We start from the raw sequence: 15,521 nt of genomic DNA, 5'->3' as shown, positions 1-15,521 counted from the left end.
GCATGGAACGTCGCGTTACTCCTCTTGCGGCACTGATCCAGCGCCTCCTGCCGCTCCTGCTGTGCACCCTCGTCTGTCTGCCCCCGCAGGCGGCGTCAGCGGCGGACAGTCCGCAGGCCTGCCTTGAAAGCATCGCGCAGGCCATCACGGAAGGCGATATGACGGCATTCGAGCGACGTGTGGATGTGGACGGCATCCTGGAGGCCGTCGTGGAAAAGCTGTTCGTGGAAGCCCGCCGCCCGGAAAATGCCGGCAAGCTGCCGCCTATGCTGAACCTCATGTTTTCCGGTGCGGCACTGGCCGACGGCGGAGGGCGCGTGCGCAAGATGCTGCGCGGCGAGGCCAGAGCCTTTGTGCGCAACGGCATCGTGTCAGGCGCTTTTGCGGGACGGAAGCCGTCGCAGGATTACCGATCGGAAGGCCTCATCGCGCCGCTCTTTGCCGACGCCTCCATGGGCCGCAAGGAGATCCACGACATCGGACAGGCCCGCGCACGGGAAGGCGGCGGCTGGACCCTCCCCTTCCGCGTCTTCGATGCGGGCAACGGTAATGACTATCCCGTGGTCGGACACTTTGCCCGACGGGACGACCGCGTGATGCTGGTCGGCATCGACAATCTCGATGCGCTTTTCTCCCGCATCGCAGCCGAGGCCGCCGCCCTGAAAGAATAACGAGGCTTCACGTTTTTTGCGGGGGAAAGGAGGGGGCTTTTTGCAATAAGCTTCAGCAAAAAATAGCACGACTGACTAAAGTCTAGTTTTATGTGGGGGTTATGCCAAAAAACTTTGGTGTAATCCCTACTTTTTTGTGGGGTTGCTTGCGAAGCTATTGCTGCAAGAAAAATGGTTTTTTCTAACATACGAAAATCAAAGGATTAAAACTGAAAATTCGGGTAGAAAACAGGGTAGCAAACAGCAAAAAACACTTGGGAGGCAGTCATGAAGAAGAGGCACAACAGGCCGCAGAGGCAGGTGGAAGAGCATCTGATCCTTGACCCCATTTTCAAGGATCCGAAGGCGGAAAAGTTTCTGGCCCGCGCTATGGCCGAAGAGCTGGAACAGGCGCATGAGCGCGCGCTGATCCGGGCGGCTATCCGGTTCCGGGAACTCCTCAGTCCGGTCATGCAGGAGCGGTTGAGTCTTGAGGCCCAGCGGCTGGCTATCCCCGCCTGAGAGGATCGCGGCATGATCAACAACGTGACGCTGGTCGGTCGTCTTGGCCATGATGTCGAGCTGCGCTTCCTGCCGACGGGAAAGCCCGTAACACGGCTGCGCATCGCCACTGACGCCTCGTATACCAACAGCGACGGCCAGCGTGTGGAACAAACGGACTGGCACTCCGTGGTGGTTTTCGGGCGCAATGCGGAAAACTGCCGGCAGTACCTGGGCAAGGGATCCCTTGTGTATATCGAGGGCAGCCTGAAAAATCGCCGCTGGGTGGATCAGGAAGGACAGACCCACTATGCCACGGAAGTGAACTGCCGCCGTATCCGCTTTCTGGGGAGTCCCAGACGGGATGAGGAAGCGCCGGTGGACGAACCACCGCAGGAACTGCAAGCCATGCCGGAGCCGCCCGAAGAGGACGTGCCGGAGTGGTTTTGAGGGTTCGAGGACAAGAAACATATTTTCAGGGAAACGCATGAAACAGGAATAAAGGCAAAAGAAAACCGCGCTGGATGCTGAGAACATCCAACGCGGCCTGAGTCCCTTGCGGGTACTTCTCGTTCCAAACGAACAAGAAGAACTTACCCGCAAATACACCAGCCTGTCAAGGCTTGGGGGGCTACTTCTTTACCTTTTTTCCGGGGGAGAGAAGAAGCATGAAGACGCTGGTTCCGGCAGCTTTTCTGCGGGTACGGGAAAAGTTCGTTCCCACCTTTCTTTTTGAGGATACCGAACTTTCACGCGGGGCAGGGTATCTCTATGTCTACCTCTTTTCCCGCGCATACCATCACGGCGTCTGCCGCGTCTCCCAGGAGCGGCTTGCCCATGTGGGCAAGTGCTGCGTCCGATCCGTTCAGAATTATCTCAAGGAACTTGTCGAGCTTCAGTATCTGGAGATCCTTCGCGACCCCGACAGCGGCAGGAGCGTGTACCGCCTGCTCCGCAGTCCCCGCGTCCTGGGCCTCATCCGGGCGGCTGAACAGGCCGCGCTGGAAGAGGCTTTTTTTGCGCCTGCCGGCACGCAGATTTTGCCGGAGGGGGGCGCAAATTTTGCGCCCGCTATAAAGAAGAAAGAAGAAATATATATATCCCCCCTTTCCCCCCTTCCCGAACATCCGGTACGGGCCTCCTCCAACGCAGCTCACCGTATGCCACCTTCTCCCCCGGCATACGGAACTCACGGGAGGGGGGGATCTCTTTCCTCACGGTCAGGCGAAGAACGGCGACGGCTTTCCCTACTCCGGACAAGTGATGACGCCAGAGAAAGGCAGACGGAGCGAACAGCGGCGGAAGCCGACTTTGAGCGCCTGTTTGCCGCCTGGCCGGTGAAAAAGGACAGGCGGACGGCGGAAAGAATCTTCCTCTCGCTGCGCCGGGCCGGACGGCTCCCCGTCATCGGCGCGCTGCTGGCCACGGTGGAACGCTTCCAGCGGGAAGACAAGCACTGGCGCAACGGCTGCCCGCCGTTGCTGACGAGCTGGCTGCGCGGGGAACGCTGGCATGACGAGCCGTTCCAGCCGCAGCAGCCGGAAAACCGCGTGGAACCGCCGGTCATGGCGCTGCCGCCCCGGCCCCTGCCGGAAACGCGGCCCGTCCCCCTCACCGAAGCGGAACGACGCGGCATGGGAGAGTTTGCCACTGTGACACGCGGCCTGCGCGCTCTCTGGCCCTCGGAAGGCGGGGCCATACCCGCCGCCCTGACCAGAGCGAAGCTGCGCGGCATGTCGCTTCCGGCCCTGCTGGCGCGGGCGCAAGCCTTTGTGCGGGATGCGGCCCGGCCCGTCTCCTTTGGCGACTGGATGCGCGAGGTCTGGGTATCGTGAAACGCTGGGGCGACGCCCATATGGAGTTCCTGACGGTGCTGCCGGACATCCGTGAGCTGGTCAAGACCTCGCCGTCCAAGCAGCGTCTGTATGCCGCGCTGCGCAAGGCGAAGAAGATCAGCATGAGCTACTCGTATTTTTGCCGTCTGCTCATGCGCCACTCCTTCTCCGCCTTTCCGCTGGAGCAGGTACGAAATAAAGAACGAGCGGCGACCCAGGAACGCATGACCGGGCAGGTCGGCAAGGCGAGTGCGCGTCCGACGGGGACGGCGGTGAAGCCGGCCACGGCTCCGGCCCCCGGCGAAAAGAAGGGGCTGCTGGTGGTGGGCAGGCGGGACGAGAGGACCGCGCCCGCTGAGGAAGTCAAGGAAGAGGAATGGCTTTAACGGCCCGCAAAGGAGGTATTCATGGCGGAGATCCATTTCATTTTGCAAGGCAAGGGCGGGGTCGGCAAGACCATGCTGGCGTCCATGCTCCTTCAGGCGTTTTTGTCTCGTGGCAAGCGGTGTCTCGGCATCGACACCGACCCGGTGAACTCTTCCCTTGCGGCGTTCAAGGGCTTGCCCGTGAAAGAGATCGGCATTGTTGAGGGCGACGGGACGGGAAATATCGACATCCGCGCGTTCGACATGCTGCTGGAGGAGCTGATCAATGCGCCCTCGGATGAGGTCGTCATCGTGGACAACGGAGCGTCCTCGTTCATGGCCTTTTCGACATACATCCGGGAAAACGACCTGTTGGGCACGCTGCGGGAAGCCGGGCACAGCGTCATTTTTCATTCCATCATCGTCGGCGGTCAGGGGCTCAATGACACTTGCAAGTGTTTGTACAATCTTTTCAAGGACTTCAAGGATCGAGACCTGGCCTTCGTGTGGGAAAACCCGTTTTTTGGGGCGGTGAGCAGGGACGCCAAGGGCGAGCACAAGAACCTTGAGGAATTCGGCGTCATCCAAGAAAACATGGAGCAGATCCGTGCGTTGGTCAAGTTGCCCGCCGTGAATCAGAATCTGGCGGGCCGTGACCTACAGGAGCTTTTCGCCCGCTGCCTGACATTTGACGAAGGTATGGCGCAGGCGTGCATCGCCGTGAGATCCCGGCTGCAACGCTACTGGCGCGAAGTGCTCAGGAATATGGACGAGTGCGGCCTGCTGCCGCCCCAGCAAGAGGAAAAGGTGACTGACGCCTCCGATGCGCATGAAGCCGTCGCCACGTCCACGGAATCGGATCCAGGGGAATATCATGAGTGAGACGGCCATGCGTGACGCGGAAAGACGGGGCGCTCCGGACGCGCCTCCGATCATGCCGGTCCTGCCGGAGGGCGTCGGCCTGTCTCTGGATGAGGTGCGAGCACTCATCGAGCAGAGGAACCATGTGCGTATCGAAGCGGATGACCCCATCCTTGTGGCCCTGACCATCGCGAACGCGCACCTTACGGCTGTGGAGAGGCTGCACCAGCTCCACCGCAAGGCGTTGACGGAGCTCATGTCCAGGGAGACGGCCACGCATACGGAGTCCGTGGCGAAGAATGTCGCGGCGTTGAGCGAGAAGCTTTCCGGCGTCACGGTGGAGAACATCGGACATGTCGTCACCCAATTTCAGTCCGCGCTGGCCTCGTTCCGCACGACCCTGCTCATCTGCACGGGGCTTGCCCTGTTTTCCGCCCTGCTCATGCTGGGCGCTGCCTGGTGGAGGGCGTGATGGACGCTGATGCCCGCCTGCTTTCCAGTCTGGAGCACAACTGCGGCCCGCATATCATGGAGGCGCTGCGCGACCCCTCGGTCATCGAGATCATGCTCAACCCCGACGGCGCGGTGTGGATCGAACGCTATGGCCAGGAACAGGAATGCGTCGCCCATCTGCCGCAGGCGCAGGGGCGGCTCATCCTGTCGCTGGTGGCCAGCGCCCTCGGCATGGCGGTCAGCGAAAAGCAGTCCATCGTGGAGGGTTCGTTCCCGCTGGACGGCTCCCGTTTCGAGGGCGTCTTCCCGCCTCTGGTGGGGCCGGGCGCATCCTTTTCCCTGCGCAAGAAAGCCAACCGGATCATCACGTTCGATGAATACCTTGAAAACGGCGTGATCACCGAGGAAGTCCCGTCCATCATCCATAAGGCTATCCTGGACCGCAGCAATATCGTCGTGGTCGGCGGAACGTCCAGCGGCAAGACGACATTTGTCAATGCCGTCATCCACGAGCTGGACAAACTTTGCCCGCATGACCGCCTGCTCATCCTTGAGGACACGGCGGAACTGCGCTCCTCGGCGGCCAATTCGGTTTTTTTCCTCACCTCGGACACGGTTGGCATGAGACAGCTCACCAAGGTCTGTATGCGCTACGCGCCCCGACGGATCCTCGTCGGGGAAGTGCGCGACAGCGCCGCCCTGGAACTGCTCAAACTCTGGAACACGGGGCACCCCGGCGGCATCGGGACGTTCCATGCCGACAGCGCGGAAGAGGCGCTGGAACGGCTTGAAGAGCTTGTGGAAGAGGCGGGCGTCGGCCCGAAGCAGAAGCTCATAGGCCGGGCTGTGGATATCATCATCTTTATGGAAAAGACGCGGGACAACACGCGCCGCCTGTCCAGCATCATCCGAGTAAACAAATTCGATGTCGGTAAGGGGGCGTATGATGTGACGCCCCTCTACACGCGCAATTGAGGTGTCGTCATGGATACGTTGGCAGCAAGGATGGCGGACGCCATGACCAGCCCAGCGGGCAAGTATATCTCCATAACGCTCATGGTCGCCTTCGGTCTGATTTTTCTCTTCCGCCCGAAGTGGGCGGTGAAGCTCTGGAGCGGCTGGAAGAGTTGGTGGAAAAAGTGTGTGGCTTCTCTTTTTACACGCTCTCATTGAGGTATCATCATGCGAAAACTGTCTGTTCTTCTTGCGTTTGCCTGCCTGCTCCTGCTGCCGGAACTGGCGCTGGCCAGCGGCGGCATCACGGAGTTTTCCAGTCCTCTGGAAAAGGTGGTGAACACCATTACCGGCCCAGCGGGCAAGTATATCTCCATCACGGCAATGGCGATCTGCGGCGTCATCTTTCTTTTCAACCGGGAAGATATTTCCGGCGGCTTCAAGCTGTTGCTGAGTGCCGTATTCGGCATCTCCTTCATCGCTTTTGCGGGCAGCATGGTGAACACGGTCTTTTCCTTTTCCGGGGCGCTGGTGGCGTGATGGAACAGACGACGCATATCATCCATCAGTCCCTGCACCGGCACAATCTCGTGCTGGGCGGCGAGCGTGATCTGGTCATGGGCTCGGCGCTGGTTTCGCTGCTTGTCGGTGTGGGCGGCATGACGCTCATTTCCGGAGGGATGGCCCTGACTTTCTGGCTATTCACGCTCTTTGTCCTGCGGCGCATGGCCAAAGTTGATCCCATGCTGAGCCGCGTGTGGCTGCGCCACGTCAAGCAGCAGGATTTCTACAGCTCGCGGTCTTCCCGCTGGCGCATAGTGAGGTGAGGCATGAAGCGACTGCTTGTCCTGGCTTTTCTGACGAGCATGAGTCTGACCGGCTGCCTTGCCGGGCAAAAGACCGGATCGCTGGATACCCTGAGCGCCGATCACGCCGGGGACGCACGGGCGCTGGCGGAATTGGCGGCCACGGAACTGGCGGAACGTCATGCGCCGGCGCATACGGCCCTGCGGCTGGAACGTGCGCCGGGGGCGTTTGGCGAAACGCTGGAAGCGGAACTGCGCCGGGCCGGATTCGCGCTCGTACCTGATGGCGGTCTCGGCATATCGTACACACTGGACGTGTTGCGCGACCAAGGGCAGCCGCTGGGCTATGCCCGGATCAGCAGCACGGATGGCCAGCTTTTCAGCATCTCGCGCAAGCTGTCGGATACGCCCGTCACCTATACCGAACCACCTTCAGCGCAAGCTCCGTCTTCCACCCTGGAAGCTCGGCCCCTGCCGGATCCCGTTTCTTCTCCTGGCGTGGATCCCGCCGGACAGACGGCCTTACCAGTGGCCGAAAGCCCGGCAAAAGCGGCCACGACTCCCCCGGCTGGAGCGGGTAACGTCAAGACGGTGCCGGTGAGCCGTACCGCCACGGCTGCCGCCGTTGCGCGGCGTTCCGGCGTCCCGGTCGATGACTTTTGCCGCTGGAACAACGTCGGCCCGAACGCCATGCTCATCGAAGGCTATCAGGTGTACTTGTCGGAACCGCCCGCCGGGACGATCCCCGTGGCCGCCGAAAATCCCGTGCCCGCCGGAGTGGCCGCCGGGACACCGGGTGCCACGCTTCCCGCGCCCGTGCCCGCATCCACGACGCTGCCTGCGCACACATCGGCCAAGCTGAGCCTGTCCTCCGCGACTCCGCAAAAAGCGGAGACCAAGACTATTTCCTATACGCCGGTCGCCGCACCTGTGACGCCTCCGGCTCCGCCCGCGCCTGTGGCCGAAGGCCCGCGCGTGTCTCCCGTGCCGTCTCCCGTGCCCACGAGCACACCTTCAGGAGACACAGCCGCCGTTCCGGCGTCCCTGCCCGCCGATGCGGAGATCATCCCGGTCAGCAATCCTGCTGGCATGGGCGGCGTGCGCTCCTGGGAAATCGTCAAGGGCGAAATGCTTAAAGCACAACTTGAAAGATGGGCGACGGATGCCGGGTACACCCTTATCTGGTCGGCGCACAACGACTACGAAATGCAGAGCAATTCCACGTTCAACGGCTCCTTCCAGGCTGCCGTGAAGGCGTTCTTCGGGGCGCTCCAGAGCAACGGCCATGCCCTGCGTGTGACCATTTTTGAAGGCAACAGCGTCGTGGAAGTGTCGGAGCATTAAGTCATGCGGGAATGGGGCAAGCGCAAGACAGAGACGCGGGGCGAAAAGGCGCTTCGTTTCCTGAAGTCAATTAGGAAGAGGCTGCTTGTTTTCCTTGATGAAACAGTACTTGGAACCATGCTGTCAATCCTTGGAAACCTGCTGTCCTGCTTATTCTATCTTTTGGCTGCCGTACTTTTGATCATACTCTTATTCGTAGGAGCTAGATTTCTTATAGGAGCCCTTGTGGGGTCTTTTGAACTTTCCCTTGAGGAAAAGAAAGAGCTCTATGAAGCGATCTCTTCCCATCGTTCAGACACGGAACTGCGCGTATGTGAAGAAAAGCTTGCGGAGACACGCGGCAAAATTACCTTCGGTGATTTTCTGGAATACAATGACTGCATCTCTGAAATCGAGAAAAGAAGAAAGGATGAGGAAGCGCAGCGGGAACTCGACTCGCTGGGCATCTGGAAACGGGGGGCAGGACAATGAATGATACGCGCAACAGGCGGCCACTGACGCAACGGGAGTTTGAGCTGCGGCTGGAACTGCTCCAGCGCATCGACAGGATGTTCATGTCGATGTTGATCCCAGCGGCCAGTTCCCTGGCTTCGCTCTTCTTTCTCCTTGGCTTTCTGTTCGGCAGAACGATGGGGTGAGGCGGACATGAAAGATTGGACGGATCTTGTGCGGCAGATGTTGGCGTTATTTGCTGGACTATTCTTTTTAGCTATTGTTCTGTTTTGTCTGTATACTCCAGATAAAGTTCCCCTTTCCGAGACGGAAGAATTGCTTTCCGACATCAGGAACAACAGCAATGACAGGGAAATCATGGATTGCGCACGACTGCACCTCAAGGGGAAAGAAGAGATTTTCAAAGATGATGCACGGAATTTTTACGACTGCAAGAAGCGTGTTTTGCAGGATCGACTGAAGCGGGCCATTCCGGAAATCCCGGATGCGAAGAACTGATGACAGGACAACACCATGAACACAACTAGCCGGATCATGCGCCTTCTTTCCATCCTGCTGCTTGGCGTCAGCCTTGTGGGCTGCTCCTACAAGGGCGCGCCCACGCACGAGGATGTGGAAGCCAGAGGCAAGGAGTTTACGACCCTTTCCCGCTCTAAATCAGTGGAGGTGGTTGCGGAGCCGTATGTGGGGGCCAAAGCGGTGCCTATTCGCGCGGGCGCGCAAAGCGCCCCGGAGCTGGCAACGCACGTCACCCTGCGTATGCGGGGGACGCTGCCGCGCATCGCGGCGGGCATCTCCGACCTGACGCCGCTGACGGTGCAGGTCGGCGCGGATCCGGCTCCGCTGACGCCCGCCAAGGCTCCCACACCCGCGCCCGGCGCTCCCGCCGATCTGCCCGACTTGCTGGACGTGCCGTCCGGCGGTCTGGGGACTGTCCTCAACATTTCTTATGAGGGGACGCTGCGCGGCCTGCTCGATCATGTGTCCATGGCCAGCGGCTACGGCTGGGAGTATGACGCCAAGGCAAAGACGGTCGTCTTTACCCGCCTGACGGTGAAGACCTTCACGTTGCTCTCCGCGCCTGGAAAACAAGAGTACCAAGGGCAGATCACCAACAAGAGCAAGGAGACCTCCAACACTTCCATCGGCGGGGGCGGAGTCAATCAAACCGTATCCACGGCGGACACGTCGTCGCAGACGATGCAGTCCAACAAGACGCAATACTCATACGATGTATGGGTGGACACGGAAAAGGCCGTCAAAGCGCTGCTTTCGCCGGAAGGCTCGGTGGTCGGCAACCAGGCCACGGGCACCATCACGGTCCGGGATCGCTTCGAGAATGTTCGCCAGATATCGAGCTACATTGCGGACATCAATCAACGCTTATCGAGACAGGTCGCGCTGACGGTCAACGTCTGGGCGCTGGAAGTCTCTGACGATGCGGAAGCGGGCATAGATCTCCAAGCCATCTTCGCCAACGGCGACGTGTCCGTCGTCGCGGGCAGCCTGTCTTCTCTGGGCGGGCCGTCCACGGCCTCGGCCACCATCGTGTCCGGGGATCTCAAAAACTCCACGGGCGTGCTCAAGGCGCTCAAGGAGTGGGGGAATGCCACGCAGGTCACGTCCGGGGGGGGTCTCGTGCTGTCCAACCAGCCTGTACCCATCCAGTCGATCAAGCGCATCGCATACCTAGCGGGCTCGTCGTCCACGCAATCGGAGTACGGACAGACATCGGAGATCACGCCCGGCGAAGTGACGACGGGCTTTGCCATGACCATCATCCCGCACATTCTGGATCGCAGGCGTGTGCTGCTCCAGTACAGCATCAACTTGTCCAGCTTGGATGAGCTGACGGAGTTCAGCACCGCCGATCTGACGGTGCAGCTTCCCAGAACAAGCACCCGCGCCTTCTCGCAGCGGTCACAGATGCAGATGGGCCAGACCTTGGTGCTGGCGGGCTTCCAGGATCAGACGCAACAGCTCGCCAATTCCCTCGGCCTGCTGAACTTCGGGCGCGGGCGGCAGTACGCCAAGACCCTGCTGGTCATCACCATAGAGCTTGAGGCCGCTGGGGGCGGCACGGAGGACTAGCCGTGGAGCTGGTATTGCTGAATGGACGCCCCTTTGCCATTGGCCTTGTCTGGGCCATGCCGGTGAAAAAGTTCGCCTCGTCGCGGAAGGTCTTGCGCGATCACGCCGATGCCGTGCGTGTGGGCTTCGGCGAAGATGCGCCGGACATGCGGGCTATGGCCAGACATCGCCTGCCCAAAGAGCGGCGCAGAGTCTGGCAGGCGTTCACGGGTCAGGAGGGGTTCAGCTTCGCGGAGGACTGGCGGCCCTGGGCGACGGCACGCAGTCTCGCGGCCTGCCTGGATGCACCGCAAAGCTTCCTCGGCCTTTTCCCTCTGGAGCTTGCCGCCTCAAAGGATGGCGAGGGCCGCCCCGCATGGTGGCTGCACTGCCGCATGAACGGCGTCATCCCTGAACAGGGGGATCAGGTCTTCTTCACGCGCGAAGAGGCCGAAGAGGCGCTGACCTTCTTCCAGCATTTGACCGGCATCTCGCCGGAAGATTGCATGCGCCCTGAAACGGTCTCGGACAGCATGGACTGGCTCGCGGAGCGTTGCCGGCTGTCTTCGGCGGATGTCTGGGCGCGGGACAAGGGACGCCTGCTCAATCTGAATCGCAGCCTTTCCCGCACCGGGGCGCTGCGCCTTGCCGTGGGGCTGGGCCTTGTTGCCATCCTCGCGGGCGGGGCCTTCGCCGCGCACTACCACGTCAAGCGAGCGGAATACGAAGCCGCCCGGCAGGCGCAGATCGCCCGTATGCAGCGCCAGAAGGACTTGAGGGAAAATCCCTGGAAATTTTTCCCGATGGACTGGCAGAAAGCGCCGCTGGCTACAGATGTTGCGCGGCAGTGCCTGCCCTCGCTCATGGAGTTGCCTATGTCCAGCCAGGGCTGGGAGCTGGGCAAAGCTGAGTGCGTGGGCAAGCAGGTGCGCCTGGAATGGCGGCACCGGGAAGGCGGGGATTTCATCAATCTGCCGGACAACGGCAAGATTTCGCCGAAAAACGGCAAGATTGCTACTTCCACGCGGGCCGTCGCGCCTCTGCCGTCACCGGCGAAGCGCCCGGACGGGCCGGGCACGGATCACGAGATGCTGGTGGCCCAGGACGCGGCATCCGGTCTGCTCTCGCAGATAGCCCAGGACACGGGCACGAAGCTTGAGTTGAAGTTCGCCACCCAGACGAAGAAGAGCATTGACGGCATCAGCGTGGTGTCGCCGTGGCATGTGGGGACGTGGAGCCTTTCCTCCGTACCCGATCTGCTCATGGGCGTGGGCGGTGAGGACGGGCTGTTTGAAATGCTCGCCGAAGTGCCGGGCCTGACCATTGAAAGCATCGGCTACGACAGCGGAAACTGGTTTGTGGAGGGAAAGATCTATGCCGCTCACTAAAAAAGGCAAGAATCTGCTTCTTGGCGGAAGCATGGTCTTCATGGCGGGCAGCCTTGCGTGGCTCTTCCTGCCGTCATTTCTTCAGGATACCGGAAAGCCCGCGTCACAGCTTCCTGCCCCCAAGGTGGAGAAGAAGCTGGGGGATCGGACGGTCGGACAGCCGAAGTCTCCTTCCACGCCCGCGCAAAAGTCGGAAAAGGGCCAAACCGGCGAACGTGTGCAGGCCGCGCTCAACGATTCCGGAACTCGGCTCGGCGATCTGGCCCGTATGCGTGGCCAGAAGCATCTGCTTGAGCAGGAAGTGAAGATCGCCGAGTTGCAGCGCCAGCTTCGGGAAGCGCAGACCATCGCTCCGGTCGTTCCCCAGCCGCAGGAGATCGTCCTGCCGCCGCTGGAACCGCCCAAAAGGGAAAAGCCCTCAGAAGAAAAGGATGACAAGCCCAAGCGGCCTTCCGGGCCGGTGGTCATCTCTGTACAGGGCGTGGGCAACCGTCTCTCGGCCACCATCCGCACGTCTTCCGGCGAGACCGTGACCGTGCGGCACGGCCAGCGCTTCGGCGGGGGCGTCCTGAGCGTGACGCGGCGCAGCGTCACGATACGCTCCGGCTCCACGAGCCGAGACATTCCCTTCATGGAGTAAGACATGGCGGCCACAAGCATGGAAACCTGCCTGAAAAGCGTCCGTTCCCTGCCGGATGATCTGCGCGGGCGCGTGGCGTTGGTGGATGAGACCCTCTACATCTCGGAGGAACAGAAGGGCAAGATCGAGATCATCAATCTGGCCACCACGGCGTCCCGGCTTGGCATAGGCGGCATCGTCTTTGTCCCGCCGGCGCGTTTTGATGCGCAGTATGTCCGCTACGCCGCCCGAAGCGGTCTTGGAGACAACGAGATCCAGCAGATGGCCATCGACTTGATCGCCCGTGCCCATGCGCAGGGTGCGTCGGACATCCATGTCGCGGATATGGGGACGTTCTGCAAGATCAGGTTCCGCGTCCTTGGCATGCTGACCGACGATTCGGAACTGGACGGCTTCACGGGCCGCCAGTTGATCCGCGTCATCTACGACCATCTGGGGGCGTCGCAGGACACGTCGGCCTTCAACAACAAATTCTCGCTGGACGCGCGGATCGCGGATCGCAACGTGCTGCCCCACGGCGTGCATTCGGTGCGTATCCACTCAGAACCCACGGAGTGCATACATGGGGAGGACGGCTTCGGCACCTTCATGGCCCTGCGGCTCATACATGACACGTCCGGCGCTTCCGGGACGCTGGAAGAGCGTCTTGCCCGGCTCGGCTTCACCGATGCTGACGTGACCATCACGGACAGGAGCGGCAAACAGCGCACGGCCTGTGCGCAGACAGGTATTTTCCGCCGTCTTGCGGACAGGAACGGCATGACGCTCATCTCCGGATGCACGGGTTCCGGTAAAAGCACAGCGCTGGCGCACACGATGGAGGCGCTCATTCATGAGCGCCCCGGCGACAACTTCATATCCGTGGAAGACCCGCCGGAAAAGCCCATCGTGGGGATGCACCAAATCCGCGTCAACAGCAAGGACGACCAGCAGCGCTCCGGCGGCTTGTCGGCCTACACGCTGGCCATAGCGGGAACCAACAGAGACGACCCGGACACGGTGATGATCGGCGAGATTCGGTATGCGGATGCCGCTATGGCGGCCATCGAGGTGGCACAGTCCGGCCATGCGGTCTGGGCCACGATCCACGCCAGTGACGCCTTCGGCATCCTGACTCGTCTGGAGGTCATGCTGCGCGGGCACATGGCGGAACCGCTGCGCACGGTCTGCGATCCCACGGTACTCTCCGGCGTCGAATACCAGCGCCTCGTCGCCCGGCTCTGCCCGCATTGCCGCAAGCCGCTGCGGGAAGACCGGCAGGCCCTGCGTCCGGATCGGCGTGCGCGGCTGGAACGCTGCCTGCCGCCGGAACTGATCTATGGCGACAGCCGTCATGACGGCATCTTTTTGCGAAACCACGAGGGCTGCGACCACTGCCGGTCGGGCGGACAGCCCGGCCTCTGGCGGCAGACCGTGGTGGCCGAAGTCGTGCCCATCGACTCCTCCATGCTGGCTATGCTGCGCGAAGGCGACATGGACGAGGCGCGCGCCTACTGGCGGGATGAGCTGCACGGTATGAGCTACTTCGAGCATGCCCGGCATCTGATGACGGAAGGTGTGCTTGATCCCGCCACCACAGAAGATGGGCTCTCCATGCCCATCGACTACGACATTGACCGTGACCGGCGACGCCCGACCCCGAAAAACGGAGCGGAACGATGGCTGTGACGCATGATGTCCCTCTGACCGTCCGCATCCTGGCCCTCATGTTTTTTGGCGTGCAGGAGCGTATCCGCGTTTGGAAGAAACTTCATACGCAGATACGTAACAATATGCGGCTGGAAGAGTCCCTGCGCCAGCTCCTGCGGCATGCGAAGGAAAGTAGGTCCCCTCTGGAGGACATCTTTGCGCATATACTGACGACGCTTGGGCATGGCAGGCCGCTGGACGCCGCCCTGGAAGGCATCGCCTCCCAGGAGGAGATCATGCTCATCGCTTCGGCGCAGTCCGGCGGCAAGCTGGCCGAGGGTTTTGCCCTGGCCATCCGTGTGCTGGAAGCCAAGGGAGTGATGCGCAAGTGTCTTGTGACCAATCTCTCAGCGCCCATTCTGATGTTCCTGGCCTGCATTGCCATGATGGTCGTCATCGCCCTGCATGTCATGCCGCAGCTCGCGCTCGTCTCCGATCCGCGCACCTGGTCGGGAGCGTCCTATGTCCTGTATCTGCTCTCCTCCTTCATCGCCTCATGGTGGGGCATCGTGGCGGGAATCGCCTTTCTTGCGGCGTTGGTCGTCGTCTTTGTTTCCTTCCGTTTCTGGACGGGAGCGGGCAGGCGGCTTGCCGACAGACTCATCCCCTGGAGCATCTACCGGCTGACTGTAGGCACGGTCTGGCTCTACACCATCGCCACACGCATGAAGGCCGGGCAGCATTTTTCCCAGATACTTTCCCGCATGGAGGGCACGTCTTCCCCCTATCTGCGGGAGATCGTTTCCGCGATCCTTCGCCACAGCCGTCACGGGGAAGACTTCGGGACGGCGCTCCGGGATTCCGGCATGGCCTTCCCCAGCCGGGAGATCGTGGACGACATGCGCGTCTACGCACGCATGCCGGAGTTTCAGGAGCGCATGGCGGAGATCGCGGACACCTGGCTTGAGGACGGCGTGGAGAAAGTGAAATCCTGCGCCCAAAAAATCGGAGTAACCGTCAACTTGCTGATTCTTGGCCAGCTGATCCTCATATCGCTGGTTGCGGGCAACTTTGAATCGCAACTCAAGATCGGAGGTATGTAGTGGGACACATTCTTGGGGCACTCGGTGGCCTTCTCATCGGACTTATCGTGCTGGGCGGCGCGGCTTCCGGGCTGTTTTCCGGCTTCAGCAAATCCAACGTGGCCTCGGCTGAGGAAAACCTGATCATCATGCGTATGCAGGCGCAGCAGTACTTCAACGGGACGGATTACAGCAAGTTGTCCAACGATGTCGCCATCAAAGCCGGGATCGTCCCGGAGGCGTTCATCAAGGGCGATCAGTTGCGGAATCCCTGGGGGGGCGACATCACTCTCGCCTCGGCTGGCGACAATACGTTCACTATTGAGATGACCAATATCCCGCAGGTGGACTGCGCCCAACTCGCCCGCTTTCAGGCGGATGCCTGGGCGGGCGTGGCCGTCAACGGCGGGGAGATCGATTCGAGCGACCCCGCAGCCGTGACCAATGCCTGCGGCGAGACCAACACCATAACCTACACGGCGCGGTGATC

21 protein-coding genes are annotated in these 15,521 nt (G+C 61.2%); all 21 read left to right on the top strand.

All coding sequences use genetic code 11. From position 1 onward, the window contains the following. Positions 1-2: 2 nt before the first annotated feature. Positions 3-671 carry a hypothetical protein gene (locus tag Q0K00_RS01200; RefSeq protein WP_297226744.1) on the top strand — a complete coding sequence of 223 codons (669 nt, stop codon included), beginning with the start codon at positions 3-5 and terminating at the stop codon, positions 669-671. A 267-nt stretch (positions 672-938) separates the two neighbouring features. Then, complete coding sequence (locus Q0K00_RS01195; protein WP_297226743.1) at positions 939-1,172, top strand: hypothetical protein; 234 nt, start codon at positions 939-941, stop codon at positions 1,170-1,172. 12 nt (positions 1,173-1,184) lie between these two features. Then, the gene (ssb, locus tag Q0K00_RS01190) at positions 1,185-1,601 is read left to right on the top strand and encodes a single-stranded DNA-binding protein (protein ID WP_297226742.1); all 417 of its coding nucleotides are present in this window, start codon (positions 1,185-1,187) and stop codon (positions 1,599-1,601) included. A 218-nt stretch (positions 1,602-1,819) separates the two neighbouring features. Further along, on the top strand, positions 1,820-2,986 hold the full coding sequence (locus Q0K00_RS01185) for a helix-turn-helix domain-containing protein (RefSeq protein ID WP_297226741.1): 1,167 nt from the start codon (positions 1,820-1,822) through the stop codon (positions 2,984-2,986). Continuing rightward, positions 2,983-3,372, top strand: coding sequence for a hypothetical protein (locus Q0K00_RS01180; RefSeq protein WP_297226740.1), 390 nt, complete (start codon positions 2,983-2,985; stop codon positions 3,370-3,372). The genes Q0K00_RS01185 and Q0K00_RS01180 overlap by 4 nt, the downstream gene beginning before the upstream one ends. 21 nt (positions 3,373-3,393) lie before the next feature. After that, on the top strand, positions 3,394-4,233 hold the full coding sequence (locus Q0K00_RS01175; RefSeq protein ID WP_297226739.1) for a conjugal transfer protein TraL: 840 nt from the start codon (positions 3,394-3,396) through the stop codon (positions 4,231-4,233). Then, complete coding sequence (locus Q0K00_RS01170; RefSeq protein WP_297226738.1) at positions 4,226-4,684, top strand: hypothetical protein; 459 nt, start codon at positions 4,226-4,228, stop codon at positions 4,682-4,684. The genes Q0K00_RS01175 and Q0K00_RS01170 overlap by 8 nt, the downstream gene beginning before the upstream one ends. Further along, complete coding sequence (gene trbB, locus Q0K00_RS01165) at positions 4,684-5,640, top strand: P-type conjugative transfer ATPase TrbB (RefSeq protein WP_297226737.1); 957 nt, start codon at positions 4,684-4,686, stop codon at positions 5,638-5,640. Before Q0K00_RS01170 ends, trbB begins: the two co-directional genes overlap by 1 nt. Before the next feature lie 9 nt (positions 5,641-5,649). After that, positions 5,650-5,838: a hypothetical protein gene (locus Q0K00_RS01160; protein WP_297226736.1), complete on the top strand. Its 189-nt coding sequence runs from the start codon at positions 5,650-5,652 to the stop codon at positions 5,836-5,838. Between the two features lie 9 nt (positions 5,839-5,847). Further along, positions 5,848-6,159: a TrbC/VirB2 family protein gene (locus tag Q0K00_RS01155; RefSeq protein ID WP_297226735.1), complete on the top strand. Its 312-nt coding sequence runs from the start codon at positions 5,848-5,850 to the stop codon at positions 6,157-6,159. Beyond that, positions 6,159-6,446: a conjugal transfer protein TrbD gene (trbD, locus tag Q0K00_RS01150; RefSeq protein ID WP_297226734.1), complete on the top strand. Its 288-nt coding sequence runs from the start codon at positions 6,159-6,161 to the stop codon at positions 6,444-6,446. The genes Q0K00_RS01155 and trbD overlap by 1 nt, the downstream gene beginning before the upstream one ends. 3 nt (positions 6,447-6,449) lie before the next feature. After that, positions 6,450-7,769, top strand: a complete 1,320-nt coding sequence (locus Q0K00_RS01145) for a TcpQ domain-containing protein (protein WP_297226733.1) — start codon at positions 6,450-6,452, stop codon at positions 7,767-7,769. 3 nt (positions 7,770-7,772) lie between these two features. After that, positions 7,773-8,240: a hypothetical protein gene (locus Q0K00_RS01140; protein WP_297226732.1), complete on the top strand. Its 468-nt coding sequence runs from the start codon at positions 7,773-7,775 to the stop codon at positions 8,238-8,240. Beyond that, positions 8,237-8,407: a hypothetical protein gene (locus Q0K00_RS01135; protein ID WP_297226731.1), complete on the top strand. Its 171-nt coding sequence runs from the start codon at positions 8,237-8,239 to the stop codon at positions 8,405-8,407. The genes Q0K00_RS01140 and Q0K00_RS01135 overlap by 4 nt, the downstream gene beginning before the upstream one ends. Before the next feature lie 7 nt (positions 8,408-8,414). Next, positions 8,415-8,720, top strand: a complete 306-nt coding sequence (locus Q0K00_RS01130; RefSeq protein ID WP_297226730.1) for a hypothetical protein — start codon at positions 8,415-8,417, stop codon at positions 8,718-8,720. A gap of 15 nt (positions 8,721-8,735) precedes the next feature. Beyond that, entirely contained in the window at positions 8,736-10,313 is a 1,578-nt protein-coding gene (locus Q0K00_RS01125; protein WP_297226729.1) for a pilus assembly protein, read from the top strand. A 2-nt stretch (positions 10,314-10,315) separates the two neighbouring features. Further along, on the top strand, positions 10,316-11,680 hold the full coding sequence (gene pilO2 / locus Q0K00_RS01120) for a type 4b pilus protein PilO2 (RefSeq protein ID WP_297226728.1): 1,365 nt from the start codon (positions 10,316-10,318) through the stop codon (positions 11,678-11,680). Then, on the top strand, positions 11,667-12,320 hold the full coding sequence (pilP, locus tag Q0K00_RS01115; RefSeq protein WP_297226727.1) for a type IV pilus biogenesis protein PilP: 654 nt from the start codon (positions 11,667-11,669) through the stop codon (positions 12,318-12,320). The genes pilO2 and pilP overlap by 14 nt, the downstream gene beginning before the upstream one ends. Positions 12,321-12,323: 3 nt before the next feature. After that, positions 12,324-13,988: an ATPase, T2SS/T4P/T4SS family gene (locus tag Q0K00_RS01110; protein WP_297226726.1), complete on the top strand. Its 1,665-nt coding sequence runs from the start codon at positions 12,324-12,326 to the stop codon at positions 13,986-13,988. Then, complete coding sequence (locus Q0K00_RS01105) at positions 13,979-15,052, top strand: type II secretion system F family protein (RefSeq protein ID WP_297226725.1); 1,074 nt, start codon at positions 13,979-13,981, stop codon at positions 15,050-15,052. The genes Q0K00_RS01110 and Q0K00_RS01105 overlap by 10 nt, the downstream gene beginning before the upstream one ends. Continuing rightward, positions 15,052-15,519: a type 4 pilus major pilin gene (locus tag Q0K00_RS01100; RefSeq protein WP_297226724.1), complete on the top strand. Its 468-nt coding sequence runs from the start codon at positions 15,052-15,054 to the stop codon at positions 15,517-15,519. The genes Q0K00_RS01105 and Q0K00_RS01100 overlap by 1 nt, the downstream gene beginning before the upstream one ends. Positions 15,520-15,521 lie beyond the last annotated feature (2 nt).

It is taken from the genome of uncultured Desulfovibrio sp. (genome assembly GCF_944327235.1).
GTDB lineage: Bacteria > Desulfobacterota > Desulfovibrionia > Desulfovibrionales > Desulfovibrionaceae > Desulfovibrio.
The sequence above is the reverse complement of the archived record's forward strand: the minus strand, read 5'-3'. Positions and strand labels throughout refer to the sequence as shown.

Bases quoted from the DNA above. Each gene is read 5' to 3' on its own strand.
- Q0K00_RS01200 (WP_297226744.1), top strand. From the start codon at position 3: ATGGAACGTCGCGTTACTCCTCTTGCGGCACTGATCCAGCGCCTCCTG.
- Q0K00_RS01195 (WP_297226743.1), top strand. From the start codon at position 939: ATGAAGAAGAGGCACAACAGGCCGCAGAGGCAGGTGGAAGAGCATCTG.
- ssb (WP_297226742.1), top strand. From the start codon at position 1,185: ATGATCAACAACGTGACGCTGGTCGGTCGTCTTGGCCATGATGTCGAG.
- Q0K00_RS01185 (WP_297226741.1), top strand. From the start codon at position 1,820: ATGAAGACGCTGGTTCCGGCAGCTTTTCTGCGGGTACGGGAAAAGTTC.
- Q0K00_RS01175 (WP_297226739.1), top strand. From the start codon at position 3,394: ATGGCGGAGATCCATTTCATTTTGCAAGGCAAGGGCGGGGTCGGCAAG.
- Q0K00_RS01170 (WP_297226738.1), top strand. From the start codon at position 4,226: ATGAGTGAGACGGCCATGCGTGACGCGGAAAGACGGGGCGCTCCGGAC.
- trbB (WP_297226737.1), top strand. From the start codon at position 4,684: ATGGACGCTGATGCCCGCCTGCTTTCCAGTCTGGAGCACAACTGCGGC.
- Q0K00_RS01160 (WP_297226736.1), top strand. From the start codon at position 5,650: ATGGATACGTTGGCAGCAAGGATGGCGGACGCCATGACCAGCCCAGCG.
- Q0K00_RS01155 (WP_297226735.1), top strand. From the start codon at position 5,848: ATGCGAAAACTGTCTGTTCTTCTTGCGTTTGCCTGCCTGCTCCTGCTG.
- trbD (WP_297226734.1), top strand. From the start codon at position 6,159: ATGGAACAGACGACGCATATCATCCATCAGTCCCTGCACCGGCACAAT.
- Q0K00_RS01145 (WP_297226733.1), top strand. From the start codon at position 6,450: ATGAAGCGACTGCTTGTCCTGGCTTTTCTGACGAGCATGAGTCTGACC.
- Q0K00_RS01140 (WP_297226732.1), top strand. From the start codon at position 7,773: ATGCGGGAATGGGGCAAGCGCAAGACAGAGACGCGGGGCGAAAAGGCG.
- Q0K00_RS01135 (WP_297226731.1), top strand. From the start codon at position 8,237: ATGAATGATACGCGCAACAGGCGGCCACTGACGCAACGGGAGTTTGAG.
- Q0K00_RS01130 (WP_297226730.1), top strand. From the start codon at position 8,415: ATGAAAGATTGGACGGATCTTGTGCGGCAGATGTTGGCGTTATTTGCT.
- Q0K00_RS01125 (WP_297226729.1), top strand. From the start codon at position 8,736: ATGAACACAACTAGCCGGATCATGCGCCTTCTTTCCATCCTGCTGCTT.
- pilP (WP_297226727.1), top strand. From the start codon at position 11,667: ATGCCGCTCACTAAAAAAGGCAAGAATCTGCTTCTTGGCGGAAGCATG.
- Q0K00_RS01110 (WP_297226726.1), top strand. From the start codon at position 12,324: ATGGCGGCCACAAGCATGGAAACCTGCCTGAAAAGCGTCCGTTCCCTG.
- Q0K00_RS01105 (WP_297226725.1), top strand. From the start codon at position 13,979: ATGGCTGTGACGCATGATGTCCCTCTGACCGTCCGCATCCTGGCCCTC.